Raw genomic sequence first — 26782 nt, forward strand, 5'->3', positions numbered from 1 at the left:
AAACTACTCTATTCTGCAGAAATCGCGAGACAGAACAATGCCTCGCGATCTTCATGATCATTTCATCCTCTGATGAATGATGAAAATGTTATTCTGCTGTTTACTTATGCTTGTCAAATTCCTTGAGAAAATCGTTCTTATCCATGACAACGGTTTCTCCTTTTCCACTGAATGGTCTGCGTCCGGCCTTCGGTGTCTGAACAGCCGATTCGTCCGGTGCGTCCTTCAGCCAGGAAGTATCCGGCTCATTGGAAGCCGCCCTGGAGGCATCTGTTTTTCTGTCTTCCATAACCGGCTCTTCCGAACCGAATTCATCGGTAATCTTTTCTTTGGAGAAAACCATCGTATGATCGGATGAAGCGGAACTGCTGTCGTCATCCTTAAACAAGTCTTCAAGGCTGTATTTCTCATAGGATCCGCTGTCTGCAGATGAATCTGTCTGACCAGATGATGCGTTTTTCAGTTCATCGCGGCCGAAAACCATGGTATGGTCCGCATTCTTCTCACGGCTGCGGGACGCAGAATCCGGCTCATCTCCCGATACCGAGAACACCCTTGTCTCGTCCATTTTGTCGGAGGAAGGGAGGCTGCGCTCAGACGCGGACGGAAAACTGCTGCGCCCGGAAGAAGGCTGCGGTTTACTGCTCTGCTGGCGGTAATTCTCCGTATTTCTGCTGTCCAGTTCAGCCATATCCGGTACGATCTCACCCAGGTCGGCAAAAAGCTCCTCAACGGTGGAATCCATACGGCCCATCTCGTCGTTCATGAACTGTTTGAAGCGGGCACGGAAGCCGGCGAGCTTGTTCTTCATCTGCTCGCTCTGCTCGGTGTATGTCGCAACAGAATCCTTGGCATTTCTGGTGATGGTCTGTGCGTCCAGATGCGCGTTCTTGATGATGACTTCCGCACGCTTCTCTGCGCTCTCGGAAATGTCGCTCATCAGACGCTTTGCCTGTTCCAGCGTGTTCATCACGGAATGCTCATTCTTCTGCGACTCTTCCAGCCGGGATTTCAAGTCTTTATTTTCCTGTTCCAGACGCGCTTTCTCTTCAATCACATTCTGATAGTCGATCGTGATGGCGTCTAAGAATTCGTCCACCTCGCGCTTGTTATAGCCGCGCATTGAGAGTGCGAACTGCTTTACCTGAATATCTTTAGGTGTTACCATGCCGCTTCCTTTCTTTTCATCGCCTACAGCAGAATCACGCCGAGAAGGCGGATCACCACTTTTTCTATGATTTCAATAAACAGAAACGCAACCAGCAGCGAAAAATCAAATATTCCTGTGTTGATGTTCAGACGGTACAGCAGTTTCCTGCAGGGAGCAACAAAGGGTTCTGTAAAGCGGGTAAGTCCCATGTAGAACTTCGCCAGTCCGGAATGCATGTCCCGGACGAACCAGCTCAGTACTGCCTGAATGATCATCGCCCAGATGATCAGCTCACAGAAGATATGCACTGCCGTTGCCAGTATGTGGTATAACTGCACGTCTTACCTCCACGGATTGTCGTCTCTCTTCTCCTCTGTGCCGAAGTCAAAGTTGCCGTTCTCGGAAATCTGTCCACCGGCAATGTCAACATTCTCCGGTGCAAAGATGAAGATGTTGTTTGCGACTTTCTGTACGTTTCCATTCAGTGCATATGTTGCGCCGCTGAGGAAATCGAAAATCTTTCTTGCCACTTCTGTTTCCAGTTTTTCCAGATTGATGATTACCGGACGTCTGCCCTTAAGGCTGTCCACCAGTTTAGGGCACTCATCGAACGTTTTCGGCTCGATCAGGATCAGCTTGAATTCGCTGGATCCGGTCATGGAGAAACGACGCTCAGTCTTGGAAGGCGCTGCCGCTGTGCGCGGACGGTCAGCCATCGCTGTCGGTCTTACTTCCTGTTTCTCTAATTTCTCCTTTTCGGCATCGATTTCTGCATCCGTAATTTCATCATCGTCATCGTACTCTTCAATTCCGATCAATTTCTTCATGGAATCCCCTAAGCTCATGTTAATCCTCCTTATTTTTCTTCACTGCGGTAATCTCTCCTGCCAAAAATGGCAGTGCCTACCCGCACCATGTTCGATCCTTCTTCAATGGCAACTTCATAATCATTCGTCATGCCCATGGACAGATATCTGAAGTCAATCCGGTCATTATGCTCTCCCGCGTCGTAGCGGTCGTAGATTGCTTTTGCCTTGCGGAATACCGGACGGCAGTCTTCCGGATCTGCCTCATACGGAGCGATGCACATCAGTCCGCAGATCTGAATGTGCGGGCAGTTTTCTGTAATCTCTTTAATCAGTCCGTCCACTTCTGTTTCTTCAACACCGAACTTGCTGTCCTCGTGTGCGGTATTGACCTGAATCAGAATTTTACAGATCATGTCATGCTGCGCCGCGCGTTTTTCAATCTCCTTAGCCAGATGGAAACTGTCTACGGAATGAATCAGGCAGACCTTGTCGATGATCTGACGGACCTTGTTAGTCTGCAGATGACCGATAAGATGCCAGCGGACCGGCTTGACGTCATCGTATTTTCTCAGTACTTCCTGTACCTTGTTTTCCCCGATATCTGTCGCTCCCGCGTCAATCGCTTCGTTCATCTCATCTGCTTCATGCAGCTTCGTAACGGCGACCAGAGTAATATCCTCCGGCTTTCTTCCTGATTTTTCTGCTGCTGCAGCAATATTTCTGCGTACTTCTTCAATATTTGTCTTGATCGACATCTAAAAAAGACCTCTTTTCTATTTCCCATGCCGCAGAATCGTATCATAATTTTCTACGGTGTCAACCAGTTTTCCCTTCTTGTCGACAAAACTCGACTGCGAAATCGCGGACTGTGTTCCGTCAGTGGCCAGCACATTAATCGGTGTAAATACATATTTTCCGGTCTTCTGCCGGACATATACACCCTTTCTGCCGTTCTTTCTGGCGATGCTCTCGTTCGGAATAATGAGGCCGTCTGTCTCTGACATAGTCACGGTTACCTGGGCCGTACGCTCGGAAGCAAAACGGTCATAGTAATAGTCCGTGCTGATGATCAGACGCGTGGACCCGTCCATATTCTTCACAGACTGAACATCACCGTAAATGGTCTTCCGCTTGTCTACACGGATTTTCAGCTGTTCGCCGGCCGTGTAGCGTTTCGCATGAGATGTGTCGACGAACATGACAATATACCATTTACTGCGGTCTGCCACCTTGAATACCGGTTCGTTTTTCTTCACCTCGGAACGCTTCAGCTGGACAACGGTATCGTTCGACAGGGCCTGATACCAGCTTTTTGACTTCGACGCCATATTATCCGGCGTAAGCTTGTATTCATAGCCGTCCGCGCTGTAGCTGACAACGCCTTCATTTTTTGTCTTATAGGTGGAAAAAACGCCTCGCCCGTTCAGCCGGTGCATCAGTTCTTTAAATTCCTCTGTATGTTCACCGGAACTGCTTCCGTTGATTTCCAGCACACTGACGCCCTTTCTGACCAGGCTTCCGTCTGAAATATAGCGGTTTTCCCTTCCGCCAGATTCTGCCCGGTAGACCCGTTCATTTCTGACCAGATATCCCGTGCCGGAATCTTCAACCTTCAGACTTCCGTACTTCACCGTATACGTTGAACGCAGCGCTCCGGTCAGAGACGGGATCGCGTAAACGATCACGCATAATAAAATGAATAAGAAGAGCCAAATCAGAAAAAACGGATGCTTTCCCAGATATATTTTTCTTTTCATCCTGTCCTCCCTCATTTTTTTCCTCTTATACTCCATTTTACAACAATATACAGGCTTTTTCCACGAAATTCTTATTTTCCTTGTTCATCCTCAGAACCCTCAGAAATCACCTTGTCCAGAACCTTTCTTTCCGGCCTGGTCAGTTCATCTCTTCTGCTTAAAAAGTTCTGAAAAAGATCCGGCCTGCGTGCTCTCGTCAGCCGCAGCGCCTGCTCCAGTTTCCAGAGATGAATCAGCTGATGATTTCCGTTCAGAAGCACTTCTGGCACATCCAGCCCCTCGAAGGATCTCGGCTGTGTGTACTGCGGATACTCCAAAAGCCCTGAGTAGACGGATTCATCCACCGCCGCTTCCCGGCTGGCCAGGACGCCCGGAATCATCCGCGCCACCGCGTCAATCATGACCATAGACGCCAGCTCTCCCCCAGTCAGCACATAGTCGCCGATGGAAACTTCCTCACAGTTCCAGTAGTCCAGAACCCGCTGATCGACGCCTTCATAATGTCCGCAGAGAATGACGATCTCTTCTTCCTGCGCCAGATCTTCAATCAGATTCTGATCCATCAATTTTCCTCTCGGAGACATGTAAATCACGCGCTTGTTCTGTGCTCCGACAGAGTCCATCGCGCCCCAGAGCGGCTGCGCCATCAGCAGCATGCCCTGTCCGCCTCCAAAAGGCATGTCATCGGTTTTTTTATGTTTATCTGTACTGAAATCCCGGATGTTGACCACATTGAAATCGATCAGGCCGTTTTTCACAGCCCGGCCGACCATACTCGTATTCACTGCGGAAAACATGTCCGGAAATAGTGTCAGGATATTAAATTTCATCTTGCTCGTTTTCCTTTTGTCCCCTGACCGCCTGCATGAAGGCAGTCAGCAGTAAACTAATCGTCTATTTGCGATTGACTGTACATATTGATTATCCAAGCATTCCGTCGATCAGATGCACGCGGATCGTCTTCTTCTTCAGGTCCACATCATGAATAAACGATTTCACGCCAGGGATCATCGCCTCGCCGCCATCTTCAAGCCTTATGACGTAAATGTCCTGCGGCCGGTCCGTCAGAATGTCTTTCACGGTTCCGATCACTTCTGCTGTGTCCTCGTTAACCACATTCAGCCCGATCAGGTCGCGGATATAGTAGGCGCCTTCTTCAAGCTCCTCCAGGTCCTCATCCGACATGAACACACTGCGGCCGCGCATGCGCTCCGCCGCATCCCGGTCGTCGACCCCGCTGACCTTCAGAACCGCCATATTTTTCTGGGTCCTGCTGCGCTCCAGCGGATACTCATCCTTATCAATCCAGACCCGCTCAAGGCTCTGAAAACGCTGTGGAGATGAGGCATAGCTGTATACCTTCATCTCACCCTTCAGCCCGACTGCGCTGGTAATTTTTCCAATTAAAATCTTTTCCATATTTATTATTTATTCCTGTGATGCTGGTAATGCCTGTAAAACCCCGCAATGCCCGCAAAGATAGAAAAAGAGGCCGCAAGGCAATTGTGCCGCAGCCCCTTCTCAGTCTGTTTATTCAGCTGTCTGATCGAGTTCATCTTCAGAAACGATCTCAACTGTGACTTTTTTATTTTCTTTCGTCGCCGCAGCCTTGACCACCGTTCTGAGCGCACGCGCAATGCGTCCTTTCTTTCCGATGACCTTGCCCATATCACTGCCCGCAACCTGTAGCTGCAGCACTTCACCCTGCCGGTCGCGTTCCTCAGTAACGACAACACGTTCCGGGTCATCAACGAGCGCTTTGGCAATCGTCTCAACCAATTCTGTCATTGAACGTCACCGCCTGCTTTTACTCAACAACTCCTGCGTTCTTCAGCAGAGTCTTAACACGCTCTGTAACCTGTGCTCCGTTGTCGATCCACTTCTTTGCTGCTTCTGTGTCGATGGAAACCATGTTCGGCTCTACCATCGGATCGAAGTAACCGATTTCCTCGATGAATCTGCCGTTTCTTGCGTTTCTGGAATCTGCAACTACGATTCTGTAGAACGGCTTCTTGTGTGCTCCAACTCTCTTCAGTCTGATCTTTACCATTGTATTTCTCCTTCTGTGTTTCACATTATATTGAAAGTCCGTCGCGGAAGTACCGTTCCCAGACATTCAGACAAAATTTACACCCGCAAGGGGTTCCCTTCCATGCCGCGGTTAAAACAGTCCGCGGAGGCCGCTCTTCTTCAGGCCGCCCGGTTTCATGACCCTCTTGACCATTTTCTTTGTCTCATTATATTTCTTAATGACGTTGTTGACCTGCGCAACGCTGGTTCCGCTTCCCGCGGCAATGCGCTTGCGGCGGCTTGCGTTCAGCAGGTTTGGATCTCTGCGCTCCTCGATCGTCATCGAATGAATAATGACCTCCATGCGCTTGAATTCCGCCTCGCCTCTGTCGATGTCATCGTCGGAAATCTTGGCATTTCCCATCCCCGGCATCATGCTGAGAATCTTTCCAAGTCCTCCCATGCGGTGAACCTGACCCATCTGATCCAGGAAGTCTTCCAGCGTGAACTGATTCTTCTTCAGATGTTTCTCCAGCTTGGCGGCCTGCTCTTCATCGTAAGTTCGCTCCGCGTGCTCAATCAGAGACATCATGTCGCCCATGCCCAGAATTCTGCTGGCCATGCGGTCCGGATGGAAAACTTCCAGCGCATCGTATTTCTCACCGGTTCCGACAAACAAAATCGGACAGCCGGTAACCTTGCGTACGGACAGCGCCGCTCCGCCTCGGGAGTCACCATCCATCTTGGTCATGATGACTCCGTCAACACCAAGACGCTCGTGGAAGCCCTTGGCTGCGTTGACTGCATCCTGACCGGTCAGAGCATCGACAACCAGAAGAACCTGATGCGGCTTGACCGCCTTCTTCATTCTGTCCAGCTCTTCCATCAGCTGATCATCGATCTGCAGACGTCCGGCTGTATCGATGACCAGAACATTGAAGCCCTTCAGTTCCGCCTGCTCTCTCGCCTTCTGCGCGATCTTGACCGGATCCTTCTCATCCCGGTCGATATAAACCGGAGTATTGACCGCTTTCGCGACAACCTCCAGCTGATCAATCGCGGCCGGACGGTAAACGTCGCAGGCAGCGAGCATCGGCTTCTTTCCATTCTGCTTCAGCCAGTTGACCAGCTTTCCGCAGGACGTCGTCTTTCCGGTTCCCTGCAGACCAACCATCATAATGGTCGTAAATCCGCTCGGAGAGTAGGTCAGCTTTGCTCCGGAACCGCCCATCAGCTCTACAAGACTGTCATTTACAATCTTGATAACCTGCTGAGCCGGCGTCAGGCTCTTCATGACGTCCTCGCCCATGCATTTCTCTTTTACGTCAGCGACAAACTCCTTAACGACCTTGAAGTTTACATCCGCCTCCAGAAGCGCAAGTTTGACTTCCCTGAGCGCGGCGTCGATATCCTTTTCTTCCAGGACACCCTTTCCCTTCAGGCCCTTGAACACTCCCTGGAGCTTGTCTGATAAGCTTTCAAATGCCATATATTCTCTCCTGCTGCTCCTAAGCTTCTTCTGACAGTTTCAAAAGACGCGCATCCATATCCGAAATCAGATCGGCAGCACCTTTCTCTCTGTCAAGAAACCGTTCCGGCAGCCTGTCTTTCAGTTTCTGAAGATCGCTGCGCACTTCCTTCAGCGTTTCCAGCCGCTCAAAGTAGGATGCAAGCATCCCGAGCTTCTCCTCGTAATCACGGAGCTGGCTTTCCGCCTTCTTCAGGGAATCATAGACCGCCGCCCTGGTAATTCCGCAGTCCTCTGCGATCTCCGACAGCGACATGTTCTCCTCATGATAAAGGCGCATGACCCTCTGCTTCTTTTCCGTCAGAAGTGAACCGTAGAAATCGAACAGCAGACTCTCTTCCGCAATCTGATTCACTGCGTTTCCCCTCTCTGTCAAGCTAATTTCCTTAACATACCCGACTAGTTTAACCCATCCCGGCGTCCCTGTCAAGTGTTTTTACTTGACAAATTCTTCTCTCTCATGAAAAAAACGTCTGCAATTGAATCCGGCATCAGACTCAATTGCAGGCGTATGGATTCTCTACACACTTACACGATCGAAGCGTACTTTTCTTTCTGCTCCAGCAGGGCTCTCTGGTCGTCTTCGCGGATCATGATCTGTGCCGGTCTCGGAAGGGAACAGAACTGCATCGGAGTAACGACGGAGGAGTAAGCGCCGGCGTTACGGATGACGACAAGGTCTCCCGGAAGAAGTTTTCTGAACTCAATATCTTCGGCGATGATATCGTTGGCCGTGCAGAGATTGCCGGCCATGGTGACTTTTTCACGCTCTTCAATTTTTCTGCCGTCACCGGATACGCACCAGAGCGGGAAGGCATCGGTTTTGGTGAAGATCGGCTCAGACGGTACATCGCTGTAGCCGCCTGCGTACTGGGTGATGATCCGGGAGAGAACCGGACGGGCAAAACCGTTTAAGGTTCCGGCCAGGATGATATAGTTTTTCCCTCTTGAGGTCTTTCTGTCGATAACCTTCGTTACGTAAAGGCCGGCTTTTCCGGTGAGGTAACGGCCGGTTTCCATGAAGAGCTCTACGTCCGGGTGACGCTGGGAGAATTCCTGCCATTTTTCCGTCAGGGACTGACCGAGAGCTTCTACGTCACAGCCTTCATCCCTTCTGGAGTAGGCGATTCCGATTCCGGAACCGACATTGAGGAAACTCATCGGGAAGTCGTAGTCTTCAATGAGTTCGTCTGCAAGTGCCAGAACGGCATCGTGATAAGCATCGAGGCGCTCCCAGTCCAGTTCCTGGCTGTGCAGGTGGACGTGGATGCCCAGGAGATCCAGGTTCGGATCTGCCATCCAGTCTTTCAGGTGTTCCTTAACCTGCGAATATTCAATTCCAAGCTTGTGAGGAACCGTATCGTCGTTTTCCTCTTCATAGTTATATTCCGGGTCAATGCGCAGACCGATCATGGCTTTGACGCCTTTTTCAGCGGCAATTCTGGAAATACGCTCAACTTCGCCCACGCTGTCGGCGATCAGGATGCAGCGATTCATGGTCTCACGGATATTGCGTTCGGTTTTTCCAGGCGCACAATAGATGATTTCTTCTTTTGGCACATCATAAGCTTCAGCACGCTGAACTTCAACCGGGCTTGCGCAGTCTGCTCCAAATCCGTGGCGCAGGATGGTTGCCGTAACCGCCTGGTTGTCATTGGCTTTCAGCGAATACAGGAAGTGCGTGTACGGAAATTCGCGTACCAAAGTTCCGATTCTGTCAAGAAGCACTTTTTCTTCATATAAATAAAAGCAGTCGTACTGCTCCGCTGAGCGGCGGATTTCATCTGCAGTGATCATGATCTCTTCTCCTTCATTATTTTTCCGGACATACCGATCGTATAATCAGCCGTTTTTCCGGTGCACACGATCGATTTACAATTTTCTATTATTATTATAGCAAAAAAATCTCAGTATGGTGTACGCAAGGCTGTACTTCAGGCGCAGACGGCCAGATTTCCTTGCTTTTTTCTTTTGTCAGACAAAAAGATGAATCAGCTGGAACAAGACGAAGGAAACAGCAATAGTCACCGGAACGGTAATGAACCAGGAGGCGAACATCTTGACTGCAGTTCCCCACTTCACGCCCTTCTTCCGGACGGAGGCGCCTACGCCCATGATGGACGAGGAAATAACCTGTGTGGTGCTGACCGGCAGGTCGAGGTGGGTGGCGATCTGAATGATCAGCGAGGAGGAAATGTCTGCCGCAACTCCGTTGATCGGTTTCAGTTTCATGATCTGCGTTCCGACGGTTTTAATGATTCTCCAGCCGCCGACGGAGGTTCCCAGGGTCATGGCTGTCGCGCAGGCAATCTGCACCCAGTGCGGGACGATCATTTGACTCTGAATTCCGAAGGAGACGAGCGCCATGGTGATGACACCCATGGACTTCTGCGCGTCGTTGGATCCATGTGAGAAGGCCTGCAGCGCGGCGGTGAAGATCTGCACCCGGCGCAGTCCTGTGTTGGCGCGGTAAATGCTGATGGATCTCGCGGTCAGTTTTATGATTGTGAACAAAAGGTAACCGACACAGAAGGCAATGAGCGGTGATGCAATCAGGGAGATAAAGATTGTAATAAATCCGTGGAAATTCACCGCGTGCATGCCGGCATCTCCCAGCGCGGCTCCGGCCAGTGATCCGATCAGCGCGTGGGACGAACTGCTCGGGATTCCAAAATACCAGGTAGCCAGATTCCACAGCACCGCAGACAGCAGTGCAACGATCATGACCAGAGGCCCTTCTTTTACCTGATTCAGATCGACGACTCCGGTCGCGATAGTTTCTGCAACACCGGTAAAGAGGACAGCTCCGATGAAGTTCATACAGGCCGCCATAATAATCGCATAGCGGAGACGGATGGCGCGTGTGGACACCGCTGTGGCGATCGCATTGGCCGTATCATGAAAACCGTTGATGAAATCGAACAGCAGGGCCAGTGCAATTATAAAATATAGTTGAATCATTCTTCTCTGCTCCCAAATTCTTTTACGCGTTCTTCATGACGATGGAATCCAGCTCTTTTGCGACGTGCTGGCATGAATCTACAACCGATTCCAGAATATGGTAGAGGTCCTTGTATTTGATCAGACGGATCGGATCCTTTTCTACCTGGAACAGATCGTGAATGGCTTCTCTCTCGATGGTATCGCATTCCTCTTCGATCGTCTTGATCTTGATGGTGTGCTTTTTTATCTGCACGAGGCTCCGCTCGGAAAGGTGACGGATGCACGGACAGATTTCTGCTGTGCAGCGTTTGATATGATGGCGGAAAGATTCTACATACTTATCCATATGGACATAATTATACATATAGAAAAAGGCCGATCCTTCCTCCATGCAGTCCAGTACCGTGTCTAATGCCTCCGCAAGTGCCAGGATATCTTCCTGATCCAGCGGCGTAATCAGACTGCGGTTTAATTCAACCATGACTTCATGGACGATGTTGTCGCCCTTGCTTTCCATTTCCTTCATTTTTCTGGAAAACTCTTCCAGACTTTCCGGTCCTGTAATTTCAAAATCGCTGAAATATGCTCCGCTTTCCTGAAGATTCTCTGCAATCTCCAGAAGTCCTTCCAGGAGCTGATTTTTCCTTCTCTTCATATTGCTCTTCCATTCTTTACATGCATCAGATATACGACTTTATTTTACTGCATTTGTAACATTCCTGCAATCCTGATGTAAAGAAAAAGGAAGCCGCGGCCCCGGGCTGCGTTTACGCAGCCCGGAGTCACAGCCTCCTTATACGATCTCATTTTGATTCGTATGGATTTCAATTATTCAGAGATGACTGCAACAAGCTGGTTAGACTTTACAGCGTCGCCTTCCTTGACGCAGATCTCCTGAATGGTTCCTGTTGCTGTGGAAATGATGTTTGTCTCCATCTTCATCGCCTCGATAACAGCAACCGGATCTCCCTCGTTTACAGAGTCTCCTTCTTTTACCAGTACCTTGACGATATTTCCAGGGATGTTGGCGCCGATCTCATTCGGATCGCCCTCCTCAGCATATCTGGTTGCAGCAGCAGAAGCGGTTGTTTCTACAGACTTATCCTTTACACGGATAACTCTTGAATTTCCGTTGCATCTGAATACAACGTCACGATATCCTTCTGCATCAACATCGCGGACTTCATCCAGTGTGATGACCAGAGTTTTTCCTTCATCGATGTCAACCTCACAGGTCTCGCCGACTGCCAGGCCGTGGAAGAAGATGTCGGATCCCATTCTGCGGAAGTTTCCGTCCTTCTTCAGGCTCTTCAGATAGTCCTCATAGACCTTTGGATACATTGCGTAGGAAATGGCTTCTCTGTCGGTTCCTTCCAGATCGAAGTACTTCTGCAGTCCGGACTTAATGTAATCGAAGTCCTCTGGCGGCAGCAGCTCTCCCGGTCTGCATGTGATCGGCTTCTTATCCTTCAGAACAACCTTCTGCAGTTCCTTATTGAAGCCGCCTTCCGGCTGTCCCATCATGCCCTCGAAGAAGGATACGATGGAATCCGGGAAGTCCATGCCCTTTCCTTTCTCCAGGATATTCTCCGGAGTCAGGCCGTTCTGTACCATGAAGATCGCCATATCGCCGACTGCCTTGGAAGAAGGTGTTACCTTTACGATATCGCCGAGCATCTGGTTAACCTGTCTGTACATTTCCTTGACTTCTGTGAACTTGTGGCCAAGTCCGAAGCTCTCAACCTGCGGCTTGAGGTTGGAATACTGGCCGCCAGGAATCTCATACTTGTAGATTTCTGCGGATGCAGCCTGCAGTCCGGATTCAAACTGCTTGTAAACCGGACGGACGTCTGCCCAGTAATCGGAAATTGCCTGCAGACCATCCGGATCGATATCTGTGTCTCTGTCGGAATTCTCCAGAGCAGCAACGACGGTATTCAGAGCCGGCTGTGAAGTCAGTCCGGACATGCTGTTGAACGCGCAGTCTACGATGTCGCATCCTGCCTGTGCAGCCATCAGTACGGTAGCTACGCCGTTTCCGCTGGTGTCGTGTGTATGCAGGTGAATTGGAATTCCGATCTCCTGCTTCAGGGCACGGATCAGCTTGCGTGCAGCCATCGGCTTCAGCAGGGAACTCATATCCTTGATTCCCAGGATGTGTGTTCCTCTCTTCTCCAGTTCCTTCGCCATCTTTACATAGTAGTCCAGCGTGTACTTGTCTCTGTTGGTATCCAGAATATCGCCTGTGTAGCACATTGTCGCCTCAGCGATCTTACCCTGGTTCAGAACCTCATCCAGAGCAACTTCCATGCCCGGAATCCAGTTCAGAGAGTCGAAGATACGGAATACATCGATTCCGCTCTTTGCGGACTGCTTTACGAACTCACGGATGACGTTATCCGGATAGTTCTTATATCCTACAGCGTTGGCGCCTCTGATCAGCATCTGGAACAGTACATCCGGAATCTTCTCACGAAGTGTATCCAGTCTCTCCCACGGAGATTCCTTCAGGAAACGATAGGAAGTATCGAATGTAGCTCCGCCCCACATCTCCAGAGAGAAGAAATCCTTCGCATACTTGGCGTATGCCGGTGCGATCTTCTCCATGTCGCGGGTTCTCATACGTGTAGCCATCAGAGACTGCTGTGCGTCTCTCATTGTTGTATCAGTGATCAGCAGCTTCTTCTGATCACGGGCCCACTTGGAAACATATTCCGGGCCGTTCTTATCCAGCATCTGCTTGGTTCCGGACAGAGTGTTGATTTCTGTCTTCGAAATGCGCGGGAATACCGGAACGTTGAACTGCGGCTTGTGTCCCTTGGTCTCGTTGACAATCTTGTTTCCGAGGAATTTCAGGACCTTTCCTTCGCGGTCATCCTGCGGCTTGATGTCAAGCAGTTCCGGATTGTTTGCGATAAATCCGGTGTCGCACTTACCTTCACGGAATGTCGGATGGTTCAGTACGTTCAGCAGGAATCCCTTATTGGTCTTTACACCCTTGATGTCTGTCTCATTCAGAGCACGGATAGCCTTGCGGCAGGTATCCTCGAATGTTCTGGAGAACGCCGTTACCTTGACCAGCAGGGAATCGTAATACGGGCTTACGACGGAACCTGTGAAGCCGTTGCCTCCGTCCAGACGGATTCCGAAACCAGATGCGGAACGGTACTCTTCAATTGTACCGGTGTCAGGAGCAAATCCGCTTGCCGGATCCTCTGTTGTTACACGGCACTGGATCGCATATCCGTGCTGCTTGATGTCCTTCTGGCTGCGAATGCCGATCTCCGGTGAATCCAGAGTATATCCCTCGGCGATCAGGATCTGTGCCTGAACGATGTCGATTCCGGTTGTCAGCTCTGAAACGGTATGCTCAACCTGAATTCTCGGGTTCATCTCGATGAAGTAGTGGTTGCCGTGCTTGTCGAACAGGAACTCAACCGTACCTGCGCTTCTGTAATTTACGGCTCTCGCAATCTTCAGCGCGTCATTGCACAGGGACTCTCTCTGCTCGTCGGTCAGCACCAGAGCCGGTGTGAACTCGATAACCTTCTGATGACGTCTCTGTACAGAGCAGTCTCTCTCGAACAGGTGAACGATGTTTCCTTCCTTATCGCCCAGAACCTGAACCTCGATGTGCTTCGGATCCTCAACGTATTTCTCGATGAAAATCGTATCGTTTCCGAATGCCTTGGCGGCTTCTCTCTTTGCCGTCTCATACTCACTCTTGATGTTCTCGCTGCCTCTTACGACACGCATTCCGCGTCCGCCGCCGCCGGCAGCTGCCTTCAGCATAACCGGGTAACCGATCTTGTCTGCGACCTCAGCCGCTTCCTCTGCTGTGTCGATAGATTTCTCCACACCAGGGATAGCCTGAACGTTAACCTTGGAGGCAACGATCTTAGACTGAATCTTGTCGCCCAGAGCGTTCATCATTGCGCTTGTCGGTCCGATGAACTCGATCCCGGCCTTCTCGCAGGCATCCGGGAATTCCGGGTTCTCTGCCAGGAATCCATAGCCCGGGTGAATGGCATCTACGCCCTTTGCCTTTGCCAGAGAAATGATCTCGTCAATTCCCAGGTAAGCATCAACCGGCGCTTTGCCTCTGCCGATCTGATACGCTTCGTCGGCCTTGGTGCGGAACAGCGCATCTCTGTCCTCTTCAGAGTAAATCGCAACAGTACGGATTCCGAGCTCTTTACATGCACGGATGACACGGATTGCGATCTCGCCGCGGTTTGCGACCAGGACCCTCTTAAACTTCCTTATCTCTCCCATATTCAAACTCCCATCTTAGCTGATATTTTATATATAGCAATTAAAGCAATATTTGATGGACAAAATTTAATTTTCTGACCCTGCAGGTCCCAGAGAGGTCAGAAAATTCCGCAAGGCAGCTCCGGGAGGACTTTCCGGCGGCTTTTACGCCATCCGGACCGATGCCCTTCCCGGCGGCAGAGGCTGTTCCTCTGCCCGCCCTGTAAAATTCTCTGACCGCTGTATTCATGTATCTCTGTATATAGGATATTCCCTTTTTAACGGGAAAACAATTCTGTTTTTTGCTTTTTTCAGATACGATTTTTATATGGAAATTCATACCTGTCTGCTCTGACTCCGGATTTCCGTTTCTGACGGTCTGCCGGAAGCAGCTTCCGGGGAGTCGTTTTCATGATAACTCCTTGCCCTTTCGGATTTTGTCCTCTGCGGATTTCCTAGCGTCTGTGGGCCGCGTTGTAGGCTCTTCTTCTGTCGAGCTCATGCAGAAGCTTCTTTCTCAGACGGATGGCATCCGGTGTTACCTCGACCAGCTCATCCTCTGCGATGAACTCCAGCGCTTCCTCAAGGCTGAAGACTCTCGGCGGTGTCAGCTTGATCGTGTCATCGGATCCGGCAGCACGCTGGTTGCTGACTTTCTTGGCCTTGCACGGGTTGACTTCCATATCGTCTCCTCTGGAGTTCATGCCGACGATCATTCCCTCGTAGACGTGGTCTCCAGGCGCAACGAACATCTGGACACGCTCCTGGATATTGAAGATGGCATACGGTGTGCATGTTCCCTCTTCAATGGCGATTGCAACACCATTCGTACGATCCTTGATTTCTCCCTTGTACGGCTCAAAATCGAGGAATCTCTGTTCCATGGTGCCTTCTCCGTGTGTGGCGTTGATGAACTCGGAACGGTAGCCCAGCAGGCCTCTCATCGGAACGTGGTACTCCAGTCTGGTGTAGCCATTCTCGGAATTCATCTGGGTCATCATTCCCTTGCGCAGGTTCAGCGCATTGATAACTGCGCCCGCGTACTGGTCAGGAACGGAGCAGATGACTTCCTGGACAGGTTCCAGCTTCTTTCCGTCTTTATCTTTATGGATAATGACTTCCGGCTTGGATACCGCAAGTTCATATCCTTCTCTTCTCATATTCTCAATCAGGATGGACAGGTGAAGTTCTCCTCTTCCGGAAACCTTGAAGCAGTCTGTGGAATCCGTCTCTTCTACACGGAGTCCGACATTGACCTCCAGTTCCTTCTCCAGTCTCTCTCTGATATGTCTGGATGTGACGAACTTTCCGGACTTTCCGGCAAATGGTGAAGAGTTGACCATGAATTCCATAGACAGTGTCGGCTCTTCAATCTGAATCATGTCCATCGGCATCGGGTTCTGCGGATCGACCAGGGTCTCTCCGATGGAAATATCGGAAATACCAGATACAACTACGATGTCTCCGCACTGTGCCTCGGAAACCGGTGTACGCTTCAGCCCGCGGTATACGAATACCTGGTTGATCTTACGCTCGTCGATGCTTCCGTCTTCTCTTGCGACACCGACAACCTGCGCCTCTTTCAATGTGCCCTGGGTAATTCTTCCGATTCCCAGACGGCCGATATAGTCATCGTAAGCCAGCTGGCAGACCTGCATCTGCAGCGGCTCATCGCTCTTATCCGGATATGGATCGCAGTGCTCGATGATAGTGTCCAGAAGCGGGTTGATGTTCAGTCCGCCGTATCCTTCCGGCGTATGCTTCATCTTCTCCGGACCCTCTCCGACGATGACGCTCTCTGCTTCCTTCGGATCCTTTACGGCGATTCCCTGACGGGCAATTCCGTACAGAATCGGGAAGTCAAGCTGATCGTCATTGGCATTCAGATCCATGAACAGCTCATATACCTCATCGACAACCTCGTCGATTCTGGCATCCTTCTTATCAATCTTATTAATGAACAGAATCGGGTTCAGACCCTGCTCCAGTGACTTGCTCAGTACAAATCTGGTCTGCGGCATCGGCCCCTCGCTGGAGTCTACCAGCAGGATAACCGTGTCCACCGTCTTCATGATACGCTCAACCTCTGAAGAAAAGTCGGCGTGTCCCGGTGTGTCGACGATATTGATCTTTACGTCGTTATGCATGATGGAGCAGTTCTTGGAATAAATTGTAATTCCACGCTCACGCTCGATGGCATCGCTGTCCATGACGCAGTCTACGACTTCCTCATTTTCACGAAAGACGTGGCTCTGTGCGAGGAAAGCGTCAACCAGAGTGGATTTTCCGGCATCGACGTGCGCGATAACCGCGATATTGATGATTTTCTGTTTATTTCCCATGTATTTCCCTTCTTTTCCTTTTCCAAACTAACAATTAATAATAGCACAGAAAAGCACCATATTCAATATTGCAGCCTGGCAGGAATCTCCATTTTCCCGCGGCCGCGGGGAAGAAAAGTTAATTCTGATCCGTCAGTCTCCAGTCGATCGGCGTCTGCCCGCAGCTCTCCAAAAACGCGTTTGTCCTGGAAAAGTAGCGTCCTCCGAAAAATCCCCGGTAAGCCGACAGCGGGCTCGGATGCGGTCCGCTTAACACCAGATGCTGACGTCCTGTAATCAGCGGAATCTTTGACTTCGCATTTCCGCCCCACAGGATAAAGACCATCGGTTTTTCTCTCTGATTTAGAAGCTCAATGATCCGGTCTGTCAGCTGCTCCCATCCGTGTCCCCTGTGGGAATTCGCCTGGTGCACGCGCACCGTCAGGACCGTATTCAGAAGCAGGACACCCTGCCTGGCCCACGGAACCAGACATCCGTTGTCCGGAGGCGGCGGCGCGATGCCCAGGTCGTCCTGAAGCTCCTTAAAAATATTTACCAGTGACGGCGGCTGCTGCACGCCCTTCTGAACCGAAAAGGCCAGGCCCTGTGCCTGTCCCGGCTCATGATAAGGGTCCTGCCCCAGAATCACCGCCTTCACCTCATGGTAGGGTGTGTACTTTAATGCGTTGAAAATGTCATACATGTCCGGGTAGATCGTCTCCGTCTTATACTCATGATAGAGAAAGCGGCGGAGCTGCTGGTAGTTTTCCCCCGCGAAATCATCCTTCAGCAGGTCGTCCCAGTCATTTCCAATATGAACCATAAACAGCAATCTCTCCTTACTCGATGATGCGCCGGAATCGTATCGCGGTCTTACCGCCTCCAGCGCCCTGTAATTTTAATATTACCACATCATGAATAAATTTTCATCAATAATCATGTGGAAATTTATTAAATCCGCTTAATTTCACTGTTTATATTTTGTCAATCTCCCACAATTTCTTCCTTCCGACAAAATCCATCCGCCAAGAGGCTGAACGGGCGGACTGTCCGCAATGGAAATCCTGCCGGGACCGCCGGATCGCAGCCCGTTTTTCCCTTGCGCCCTTTATTTTTTGTCAGAATTACACAAAACTGACAATCCTATATTCCATGTTTTAACCAAATATGTTAAAATATACACAATTGTATTGAATCAGGCAATGGAACAGGAGGATAAAATGGATAAACAAAATGCGATTCTGACCGTTGTGGGAAAGGATCACACGGGAATTCTGGCCGCTGCAGCGACGGAAGCGGCAAAGGCAAATGGAAATATCGAAGATGTGTCTCAGTCCGTATTGAACGGATTCTTCTCTATGGTTATGGTCATCGACGTCTCTGCTCTTGACGGTACGCTGAATGATCTGCAGAGCGCAGTGCAGAAAGCGCTGCCGGATATGGAAATTCATCTGATGCATGAAAATATTTTCAAGGCAATGCATACCATTTAATAAAGGAGGTAATCATGACCATGCCACTGCCAATGGATAATATAATGGAAACGGTAAACATGATTCAGAATGAAAATCTGGACGTGCGGACGATTACCATGGGCATTTCTCTCTTAGACTGCGCGGACAGCGATATCGATCTGTCCTGCAGAAAAATATACGATAAGATTCTCAGAAAAGCGGACCATCTGGTAAAAACCGGTGAAAAGCTTTCTGATAAATATGGCATTCCGATCGTCAATAAACGGGTTGCGGTTACGCCGATCTCCATGCTGGCAGGCGTCAGCGGCGGCGATCCGGTGAAATACGCAAGGGTGCTGGACAAGGCGGCCCACAAGATCGGCATCGACTTCATCGGCGGATTCAGCGCGCTGGTGCACCGGGGATTCAGCGCCGGCGACCGGGAACTGATCGAAGCCATCCCGCAGGCCCTGGCAGAAACTGAGCTGGTCTGCTCGTCCGTAAACATCGGCTCTACCAAGGCCGGCATCAATATGGACGCTGTAGAGATGATGGGAAAGGTATTTCGCAAAACCGCGGAACTGACCAGGGACCGGCAGTGCATCGGAGACGCGAAGCTGGTGGTATTCTGCAACGCTGTGGAAGACAACCCTTTCATGGCCGGCGCTTTTCACGGTGTGGGAAATGCGGACTGCTGCATCAGCACAGGTGTTTCCGGACCGGGCGTAGTCCGGAGCGTGCTTCAGCGCATGCCGGACGACGCGCCGATGGACAAAATCGCCGAAGCCATTAAGAAGACAGCCTTCAAGATTACACGTGTCGGCCAGCTGATCGGAAAAGAAGCCGCCTCGATGCTGGACGTCCCGTTCGGCATTGTCGACCTGTCCCTGGCACCGACCCCGGCCATCGGCGATTCCGTTGCCCGAATCCTTGAAGAAATCGGCCTGGAAGAATGCGGCGGCCACGGCACCACAGCTGCCCTCGCCATGCTCAACGACGCCGTAAAGAAAGGCGGACTGATGGCCTCCTCCAGCGTCGGCGGACTCTCTGGCGCTTTCATCCCGGTCACCGAGGACGAAGGCATGATCTCCGCCGCGAGAAGCAAGACCCTGTCCATCGAAAAACTGGAAGCCATGACCGCCGTCTGCTCTGTCGGTCTGGACATGATCGTCATTCCGGGCGACACCACAGCGGAAATCATCTCCGCGATCATCGCCGACGAAGCCGCCATCGGCATGGTCAACTCCAAGACCACCGCCGTCCGCGTCATTCCGGCCATCGGCCTTAAGGAAGGCGAAGAACTGAACTTCGGCGGCCTCCTGGGAAGCGGCCCGGTCATGAATGTCCGCCGTCAGTCCCCTGCCAAAATGATTCACCGCGGCGGACGCATCCCTGCCCCGCTGCAGAGCCTGAAGAACTAAGTATCACGGCCAGACTAGTCTGATGCCGCAGCGCGGAACTTCGCAGCTGTGGATCTGGGCTTTTTCCACCGCCCATTCCGGAAACAAAAAACGCCGGCAGCGGTCATCGTTCTGATGAATCGCTGCCGGCTTTCTGCACTGCAATGCGTTAAATTCTCATTTTCATTTTCTAATCTCCTTCCGGAGAAGAGTTATTTTACAATCTTCACAGTTACATCCGTTCTTGCGCCATTGCTTCCGAGGATGTAAACCTTTACGGATCCGATCTTCCTGCCTTTGACTTTTCCGGATGCTGTTACTGCTGCAATGGATTTATCCCTGCTGATGTAACGGATTTCCGGGCAGTGACCCTTAGACAGAACCTGTTTTCCGCTGCGATATCCCAGAGCAGACGCTTTCAGCTGCAGGCTGCCGCCCTTCTTTACCGTAACGGTCTTCTTTGTCGTTTTCACGGCTCTCACATTTGCATACTTTGCATTTGCATTTCCGGCAATGGAATGAACGGATACGCTGCTGCGTATAATTTTCTTCTTACCGTTCACGATTCGATATGCCTTAACACTGTACTTATATGGTACACCGAATTTAAGACCAGTTTTCTTATATACTCTTGTCTGTGTAGCTTTTACTGACGCAACTTTCTTCAACGGATAAACATGATATGCTGTGTCACACTTTGCGAAATAGATATCATATCCATTCGCCTTATTTACCTTGGTCCAGGTCAGCGTCTGAGACGTCTTTCCAGAAGACCGCACGCAAGGCAGAAGAACATCGTTACTAGCTGGTGTCAGCGGATTTACTGGTTTGTTAACCACTTTCCACTGCGCATACAGATCCATATCACTCGTCACCGGTGTCATGAAATCATACATCTGTGTCCCCGCTGCATCCAGAGACCAGCCTTCCAGAGAATATCCCGTCCTGGTCAAACGGCTTGCACTCGGTTCAACTGGCCAGCCGCCGTCCACAACTGCCTGATTCAAATCAGACTGGCCATTCTGAAGATGGAATGTAACCAAATGGCTTCCTTTCGGAACAGTTATTACAGCAGATGATCCTGAACCTCCCGACTCTGTCTTCTTCCACTGTGCAGTATAAACCGCATTCTCCGTAACTTTAGTAGATATTGACGGGCTCCATCCGATAAACGTGTATCCATCTCTCACCGGGATCCAAGAAAATGCCGGGGTGTAGGAATCTTTTGCCAGGCCTTCATACTTGATATCCTGGAAAACTTTTCCGTCCATACCATCTTTATAGGTTACAGACAGCTGACCCTGCTTCGCCCATACTGCGTATAACGTCAACGACGGATTTTCGCGTGTCAGAGATATTTTAGTACCTGTTCCGGAATGTTGATATTCTACCTTCCCGTCCGGCTTAGTGCTCCACCCCAGGAATGTGTACCCATCTCGTTTCGGAATAGCAGCTGCTACCCAGTTTCCGTATGTTTTTACTGAAGTAGTCACCGTCCAGGATCTCGGGAAATTAGTAACAGTATCATTTCCCGCATTTGGTTTATATTCAACATGGTACGTATATGGAATCGACTCCAGTGACTGCAATGTCATGAAAGCTGGGACCGGCAGTCTCTTTAAACTCTCTTTATTTTCAACGTTCGCAATGCTATTATATTTCTGAATTACATCACTAACATTATCGGTGAACATACTGTACATTTCGTTATAGGATAAACCGGACGGGGATTGAGAAATCTGCTCATCATCCGCTGCCTCCATATACTTCTCCACCGCATCATTATATGTGATAATATCTTGATTATTTGTCGGAGTACCGAGAGTAACAACAGCATTCCCCAGAGATGTAAGACTGTTGACATTCTTTAACCAGCCTTCCAGGTTCTGTCCGTTAACACTGGTTACGGTATCGCCGCTGCACCCCAGTGTCAATGTCTTGGTTTCTGTACTCGTCTTGACTGTAAGAACAACAGACTGATTTGCCGCATCGTCATTGATTACAACAGATCCACTGTTGTTAGAAAAGGAGCCGTTATTTTTTATGGTTGTTAAATCCTGATTCAGCTGCGTCATTATTCCTGTTTCGTTCAGATTGTTTCTTTGGGTGTTATTACTTCCAATTTTACTGCTATTATCCGATACAATCGTCGGAATATCTGGCGCTGAACTATCTGCCCACGCATTGTTTATCGGAATAAAAATAATCGTCATCACCACAGCAAGCAGAATAAGCAATGATTGTCTGGTGATTCGGGAAATTCGACTATTTCCCATGACGCTATGCATACGTCCGCTCTCTCTTCTCATCGTAAATACCTCCATTCTTGCTTTGCAGTTACAGGAATGGCAGCTGGCTGTCTTGCCGGTTTGCAATTTGTCCTGCAAGACCCTGTAGCTTTGCGTCCTGACCTCACGACCAGTTTGCTCTTTTCATATCCGTATTGAGAAATGTTTGAGATTGAATCATAAACTATCGCAGTGCACTCAGATAGGATCTCTGATTTCTTCTTACCTTATCACCAACACAATTCCATCACAATGTCATTTCCTATATTCACCCGATTTCTTTCGATATTGACTTACCATACTCCTTTTCTACGATCTTATATTGCAAACAATAGTCCGTATTTTCTAACATCGAGAGCGCTTATGCATTCAGCTGTAATTCACGCTCCAATCATCCGCAGTCTCTTCCCATCCCTCTTCTGCCCGAACAAAAATTTCCTCTTCAAGGAGAAAGCCGGCAGGGCTCACCTGGATGATGAACCGCTGCCGGCTTCTGCACTGCAATGTGTTAACTTCTTTTTCTGCCGATCTTCTCTTTTCCGAGAAACTTCATCGGCTATTTAACGGTTACAGCAACCTTCGTTCTGACACCGTTGGTACCAAGTACATATACGTTGCACTTTCCTGCTTTCAATGCCTTGACATTTCCGTTCTGATCTACACTGATGTTCTTTCCATCCTTAATGTAGAGATAGCGGTACATCGGGGCATGGCTCTTCTGCAGAATGGCATATCCGGAGTAAACACCCTTAACAGAAGGCTGAATCTTATAGGTCTTTCCGATCTTCAGGGTTACCGCATTTTTCTTCACACTGACGTTCTTCACGTTGGTGTATGCTGCCTTCTTCGTCTTCAGCAGGTTTCCGGCCGCAGAATGAACCGTAACGCTCTTCTTTACGATCTGCTTCTTTCCATCCTTGATCTGGTATGCTGCAACGTAGTACTTATATGCAGCGCCCTTTTTCAGTCCGGAACGCTTGTACACTCTCGGAGAAGAGGCGGAGACATCTGCCACCTTCTTGAATGGGTGAACATTCTTATAGGTATTGCAGTACGCTTCATAGACAAAGTATCCATCGACATTGGTCAGCGGTGTCCATGTAAATGTCTGCTCACTGCTGCCGTTGGCAATGACCTTAGGAAGCAGGATTCCTGTGACCTTCCTGGAAGGTTTAACCGGCTTGACCGGATTAACCGGTTTTACGGTCTTGGTCCACTTGGCGTAGAGATCGAGATTCCCCTTCACCGGAGTGTTGAAATCGTAAGCCTGTGTGAGACTGCTGTCTGTAAACCATCCGTCAAAGGTATACCCTTCCTGCGCCGGATCTTCCGGCTGAACAGCCTTGCCGCCGTCCGGAACGGTCTGTGTGAAGTTTGATTCGCCGTTATTCGGGTGGAACGTGACGGTGTGCTCTTCGGTTGGAGTGGATGGAGTAACCGGAACGTACGGAGCGGAGTTTTCTTTCCACTTGGCATACAGTTTCACCGGACCCACATTGCCGTTATCTTTTGTGATTTCTGGAACTTTAAAAATCTGGTCTTCTGCATACAGATTTCCATCTTTATCTGCCCATCCGATAAACTTCATACCATCCTTCTTCTCTGGTTCGTAGGAAGGAATTGCCGTATCCTTATAATAGTCATCTGTAGTTTTAAGCAGTTTATCGCCATCATAGTATTCAAACCAGAGTGCCGGCTGCCACCAAGCATATGCCGTATCTGTCGTATCTTCCTGTAAATCCTTTATTTTCGTAAAATATACTTCACCGATTTTAAACGGCCTCTCGCCAATCATCCAATATTCAAACTTAAAATGTTCTTTTGAGCCCGGGTTCTGCATTGTATGAATATACCAAGATGTGTTTGCTGGGCTTTTCTCTTCCCAGCTAATACCGGATCTACCTATTTTATCAATGGTTTGAAACTTATACTTATAAAACTGTTTCTCGGTGAAATGAACCAGTATTACATTACTTTTCAGTTCTGTCACTTTTGCCTTTATTGCATCATACGAAAGTGGAAACTGAAGAGCTGAGCCATCGCTCCAGGTGAGACCTGAGTATTCATATTTCTTCTTTCCTTCTGTAAAGGATGAACCCTCTTTAACACTTGCCATATTCTCAAAACGTGTCGCATCATTTTGTGTTGTTCCGGACGAAATCGTTACTTCATCAATTAACTGTCCATTACGCTCTCCTGAATATGAATACTGTAATTTTAAAGTGATCGGCTGATCGCTCCCCCCCCGGTCTCTTCTGCAGCAAACGAAATACTCGTAAAGCTGAACGCCATGGTAACGGCTGCCGCCAGGACGAGAACCAGTAATCGGTTCAGTCCCTTTCTCTTGTTCTCTCTTCTCATAGTAAATACCTCCATTCATGTCTTCTTTACAGGAATGGCAGCTGGCTGTCTTCCGGAACATATCGCTTAGAAACTCGGAAGACCCTGTAGTTTTGCGTCCCGGTCTCACGGCCGGTTTGCCTTTTACATTTGACTGTATTTGAGTGAACTATTTGAGAACAATGGTTAATAAATGATCAAAACAGATCGTTTGGTTACATGTATGATATCATAAACACTTAATCTTCACAATACATTTATAAAGTATACATCTTTCCCCTATTCTTACAATATAAATATGATTTGACAGCACCGGGTATCTGTGACCTGCTTTCTGCTCTACCGTTCATCCCCGCATTATTTTGCCTGGCTGATCACCTTTTGTTCAAAGAAGAATAACAGCGGATCTCCAACCTCACTCTGGCTGGGAAATCCGCTGTAATGATACTTTTATGTACTTGTCTTTCTATCAGGTCAGGATCCACCAGATCACAAATCTCGCGAGCAGGAGGGATAGGATCAGCAGGATCAGCAGGCCCATGTACAGGGTCGCCCATCTTGCCCGGCTGATCTGTTCACCCTCGTAACGGGAAATCTGCAGCAGGTGCCAGGAATCGATGATGTTGACAACCGGAATGAACTGCAGTCCGATATGCAGATTTCTCCGGCTGTTGCCGTCTCCGGTCGTCAGGGACGGAAGGCGCAGGATCAGGCCGACGGCGTTACTGATCGGCACGATATGCAGAATGCCGCAGATCAGAAAGGCCGCCCCGCTGACTTCCCACGCGCGGCACGTATGCCGGGAAACGATCAGCAGTGTTGCTGTCATTGCAAACGCCGCGCTGAGGAACGGAAACATGGCGATGTACAGTTCCATCACAGACAAGGCCCTGCGCGCCGACAGCGGCCTGCGTTTTCTCACATCATTGATGTTCAGCAGGATGCAGCTGATGGACGCAATAATGCAGGGGATGACCGCCGCCGCAACATCGCGTGGATACTTGATTCCGGAGTTCAGATCCAGCGGCCACAGAAGGATCAGGAACGGAAAAACACCCAGCACCACTGACAGCCAGCTTATCCACTTTTTCATACAGGGATCACCTCTGATTCGGGTGGACCATGTTTTCCGGAACCACCCACGCGTCGAACTGCTCCGGCGTGACGAGATCCAGTTTCTGCGCGGCTTCTTTCAGTGTGAGATTTTCCTGGTACGCCAGCTTTGCAATTTTGGCGCTGTTTTCATAGCCGATGTGCGGGCTCAGGGCGGTGACCAGCATCAGGGATTTATTCAGATTCTCATTGATCTTTTCCATGTTCGGGCGGATTCCAGCGATGCAGTTCTTCCCGAAGGAATCCATGGCATCGGCGAGAAGTCCGGCGGATTCCAGGAAATTATCAATCAGGACCGGCATAAACACGTTCAGCTCGTAATTTCCCTGAGACGCGGCGATTCCAACGGCAGCATCATTTCCCATAACCTGTACAGCAACCATGGTGACGGCTTCGCACTGGGTCGGATTGACCTTTCCCGGCATGATGGAGCTTCCCGGTTCGTTCGCCGGGATAATCAGCTCTCCGATGCCGCAGCGCGGTCCGCTTGCCAGGAGGCGGACATCATTGGCAATTTTCATCAGATCGCAGGCCAGTGCCTTCATGGCGCCGTGTACGTAAACCAGGGCATCCTTGGAAGTCAGCGCCTGGAACTTGTTCTCTGCTGTTCTGAACTGGATTCCGGACAGTGCACTGATCTTCTCTGCAGACTTCGCGGCAAAATCCGGATGTGCGTTCAGTCCGGTTCCTACTGCTGTTCCGCCCAGGGCCAGTTCTCTCAAGGACTCGGATGCTGCGGCGATCTGCTTCTCATCGTGATCCAGCATGGAGCGCCATCCGCTGATTTCCTGTCCCAGTGTAAGCGGTGTCGCGTCCTGAAGATGAGTTCTTCCTGTCTTCACCACGTCCATGTAGGCGTCTTCCTTCTCCTTCAGGAGATCCCGCAGTTTTCTGACGGCCGGAAGAAGCCGTGTCTCTACCGTTGTGAGGGCGGCGATGTGCATGGCCGTCGGGAAGGTATCGTTGGAACTCTGCGAACAGTTGACGTGGTCGTTCGGATGCAGGAGCTGCTCTCCGGCAATTTCATTTCCTCTGTGAGCAATGACTTCATTAACGTTCATATTGGACTGGGTGCCGCTTCCGGTCTGGAAAATCACCAGCGGGAAGTTCCCGTCCAGCTTTCCTGCCAGAATGTCATCGCAGGCCTGACCGATCAGTTCTGCCCGTCTGCCGTCCAGCATGCCCAGCTCTTCATTTGCCTGTGCCGCGGCCTTCTTTAATATTGCGAATGCCCGGATAATCTCCTCAGGCATTTTCTTTTTTCCGATCTTAAAGTTCTCAAAACTTCTCTCTGTCTGCGCGCCCCAGTATTTATCCGCCGGAACACGTACTTCACCCATCGTATCATGTTCGATTCTGTATCCGCTCATTTTTCCCCTTTCTGACGCCCGCAGAGTCCTGCAGGCGGAGCACCG

At 50.0% G+C, this 26782-nt stretch carries 24 protein-coding genes and 2 riboswitches; of the genes, 2 read left to right on the plus strand and 22 right to left on the minus strand.

Annotated features, from left to right (window positions below):
- Nucleotides 1-100: 100 nt before the first annotated feature.
- From ACI77B_RS00530 to ACI77B_RS00610, 17 genes are all read right to left on the minus strand, one after another.
- A complete protein-coding gene (locus tag ACI77B_RS00530; RefSeq protein ID WP_409336882.1) occupies nucleotides 101-1168 on the minus strand; it encodes a DivIVA domain-containing protein in 1068 nt (355 codons plus the stop codon).
- Between the two features lie 23 nt (nucleotides 1169-1191).
- The gene (locus tag ACI77B_RS00535; protein ID WP_409336883.1) at nucleotides 1192-1488 is read right to left on the minus strand and encodes a YggT family protein; all 297 of its coding nucleotides are present in this window, start codon (nucleotides 1486-1488) and stop codon (nucleotides 1192-1194) included.
- A 3-nt stretch (nucleotides 1489-1491) separates the two neighbouring features.
- The gene (locus ACI77B_RS00540) at nucleotides 1492-1995 is read right to left on the minus strand and encodes a cell division protein SepF (protein WP_409336884.1); all 504 of its coding nucleotides are present in this window, start codon (nucleotides 1993-1995) and stop codon (nucleotides 1492-1494) included.
- Between the two features lie 11 nt (nucleotides 1996-2006).
- Nucleotides 2007-2714, minus strand: coding sequence for a YggS family pyridoxal phosphate-dependent enzyme (locus tag ACI77B_RS00545; RefSeq protein ID WP_409336885.1), 708 nt, complete (start codon nucleotides 2712-2714; stop codon nucleotides 2007-2009).
- Between the two features lie 18 nt (nucleotides 2715-2732).
- Nucleotides 2733-3716, minus strand: a complete 984-nt coding sequence (locus tag ACI77B_RS00550) for an HlyD family efflux transporter periplasmic adaptor subunit (RefSeq protein WP_409336886.1) — start codon at nucleotides 3714-3716, stop codon at nucleotides 2733-2735.
- A gap of 71 nt (nucleotides 3717-3787) precedes the next feature.
- A complete protein-coding gene (gene trmD / locus ACI77B_RS00555; protein ID WP_409336887.1) occupies nucleotides 3788-4546 on the minus strand; it encodes a tRNA (guanosine(37)-N1)-methyltransferase TrmD in 759 nt (252 codons plus the stop codon).
- A gap of 91 nt (nucleotides 4547-4637) precedes the next feature.
- The gene (gene rimM, locus ACI77B_RS00560) at nucleotides 4638-5135 is read right to left on the minus strand and encodes a ribosome maturation factor RimM (protein WP_409336888.1); all 498 of its coding nucleotides are present in this window, start codon (nucleotides 5133-5135) and stop codon (nucleotides 4638-4640) included.
- 111 nt (nucleotides 5136-5246) lie between these two features.
- Entirely contained in the window at nucleotides 5247-5504 is a 258-nt protein-coding gene (locus ACI77B_RS00565; protein ID WP_178263965.1) for a KH domain-containing protein, read from the minus strand.
- A gap of 19 nt (nucleotides 5505-5523) precedes the next feature.
- Nucleotides 5524-5766, minus strand: coding sequence for a 30S ribosomal protein S16 (gene rpsP / locus ACI77B_RS00570; protein WP_178263966.1), 243 nt, complete (start codon nucleotides 5764-5766; stop codon nucleotides 5524-5526).
- A 111-nt stretch (nucleotides 5767-5877) separates the two neighbouring features.
- Nucleotides 5878-7215, minus strand: a complete 1338-nt coding sequence (ffh, locus tag ACI77B_RS00575; protein WP_409336889.1) for a signal recognition particle protein — start codon at nucleotides 7213-7215, stop codon at nucleotides 5878-5880.
- A gap of 19 nt (nucleotides 7216-7234) precedes the next feature.
- A complete protein-coding gene (ylxM, locus tag ACI77B_RS00580) occupies nucleotides 7235-7609 on the minus strand; it encodes a YlxM family DNA-binding protein (protein ID WP_409336890.1) in 375 nt (124 codons plus the stop codon).
- Between the two features lie 173 nt (nucleotides 7610-7782).
- Entirely contained in the window at nucleotides 7783-9051 is a 1269-nt protein-coding gene (locus ACI77B_RS00585; protein WP_409336891.1) for a diaminopimelate decarboxylase family protein, read from the minus strand.
- Nucleotides 9052-9228: 177 nt separating this feature from the next.
- A complete protein-coding gene (locus ACI77B_RS00590; RefSeq protein ID WP_409336892.1) occupies nucleotides 9229-10215 on the minus strand; it encodes an inorganic phosphate transporter in 987 nt (328 codons plus the stop codon).
- 22 nt (nucleotides 10216-10237) lie between these two features.
- Nucleotides 10238-10852: a DUF47 domain-containing protein gene (locus tag ACI77B_RS00595; protein ID WP_409336893.1), complete on the minus strand. Its 615-nt coding sequence runs from the start codon at nucleotides 10850-10852 to the stop codon at nucleotides 10238-10240.
- Nucleotides 10853-11025: 173 nt separating this feature from the next.
- Complete coding sequence (locus ACI77B_RS00600) at nucleotides 11026-14472, minus strand: pyruvate carboxylase (RefSeq protein WP_409336894.1); 3447 nt, start codon at nucleotides 14470-14472, stop codon at nucleotides 11026-11028.
- A gap of 434 nt (nucleotides 14473-14906) precedes the next feature.
- Nucleotides 14907-16793, minus strand: a complete 1887-nt coding sequence (gene typA, locus ACI77B_RS00605; protein ID WP_409336895.1) for a translational GTPase TypA — start codon at nucleotides 16791-16793, stop codon at nucleotides 14907-14909.
- A gap of 118 nt (nucleotides 16794-16911) precedes the next feature.
- Nucleotides 16912-17595: a uracil-DNA glycosylase gene (locus ACI77B_RS00610; protein WP_409336896.1), complete on the minus strand. Its 684-nt coding sequence runs from the start codon at nucleotides 17593-17595 to the stop codon at nucleotides 16912-16914.
- Between the two features lie 397 nt (nucleotides 17596-17992).
- Here ACI77B_RS00610 and ACI77B_RS00615 point away from each other — a divergent pair, with 397 nt between their 5' ends.
- Together ACI77B_RS00615 and ACI77B_RS00620 are read left to right on the plus strand one after the other, a co-directional pair.
- Complete coding sequence (locus ACI77B_RS00615) at nucleotides 17993-18265, plus strand: ACT domain-containing protein (protein WP_409336897.1); 273 nt, start codon at nucleotides 17993-17995, stop codon at nucleotides 18263-18265.
- Between the two features lie 14 nt (nucleotides 18266-18279).
- A complete protein-coding gene (locus ACI77B_RS00620; RefSeq protein ID WP_409336898.1) occupies nucleotides 18280-19647 on the plus strand; it encodes a PFL family protein in 1368 nt (455 codons plus the stop codon).
- 191 nt (nucleotides 19648-19838) lie between these two features.
- On the opposite strand, the gene ACI77B_RS00625 is transcribed toward ACI77B_RS00620, so the two are convergent.
- The 5 genes from ACI77B_RS00625 to fumC form a co-directional block, all read right to left on the minus strand.
- A complete protein-coding gene (locus ACI77B_RS00625) occupies nucleotides 19839-21701 on the minus strand; it encodes an InlB B-repeat-containing protein (protein ID WP_409336899.1) in 1863 nt (620 codons plus the stop codon).
- Between the two features lie 269 nt (nucleotides 21702-21970).
- A riboswitch (cyclic di-GMP riboswitch) is annotated at nucleotides 21971-22064 on the minus strand.
- Nucleotides 22065-22470: 406 nt separating this feature from the next.
- Nucleotides 22471-23709 (minus strand): InlB B-repeat-containing protein, encoded by a 1239-nt coding sequence (locus tag ACI77B_RS00630; RefSeq protein ID WP_409336900.1) that lies wholly within the window; start codon nucleotides 23707-23709, stop codon nucleotides 22471-22473.
- Nucleotides 23710-24131: 422 nt separating this feature from the next.
- Nucleotides 24132-24275, minus strand: a complete 144-nt coding sequence (locus ACI77B_RS00635) for a hypothetical protein (RefSeq protein WP_409336901.1) — start codon at nucleotides 24273-24275, stop codon at nucleotides 24132-24134.
- 33 nt (nucleotides 24276-24308) lie between these two features.
- Nucleotides 24309-24406: riboswitch (cyclic di-GMP riboswitch) on the minus strand.
- 317 nt (nucleotides 24407-24723) lie between these two features.
- Nucleotides 24724-25347 carry a hypothetical protein gene (locus ACI77B_RS00640; protein ID WP_409336902.1) on the minus strand — a complete coding sequence of 208 codons (624 nt, stop codon included), beginning with the start codon at nucleotides 25345-25347 and terminating at the stop codon, nucleotides 24724-24726.
- 7 nt (nucleotides 25348-25354) lie between these two features.
- The gene (gene fumC / locus ACI77B_RS00645; RefSeq protein WP_409336903.1) at nucleotides 25355-26737 is read right to left on the minus strand and encodes a class II fumarate hydratase; all 1383 of its coding nucleotides are present in this window, start codon (nucleotides 26735-26737) and stop codon (nucleotides 25355-25357) included.
- Nucleotides 26738-26782: the final 45 nt, after the last annotated feature.

The sequence above is a fragment of the Eubacterium sp. F2 genome (genome assembly GCF_046244355.1).
GTDB lineage: Bacteria > Bacillota > Clostridia > Peptostreptococcales > Anaerovoracaceae > Aminicella.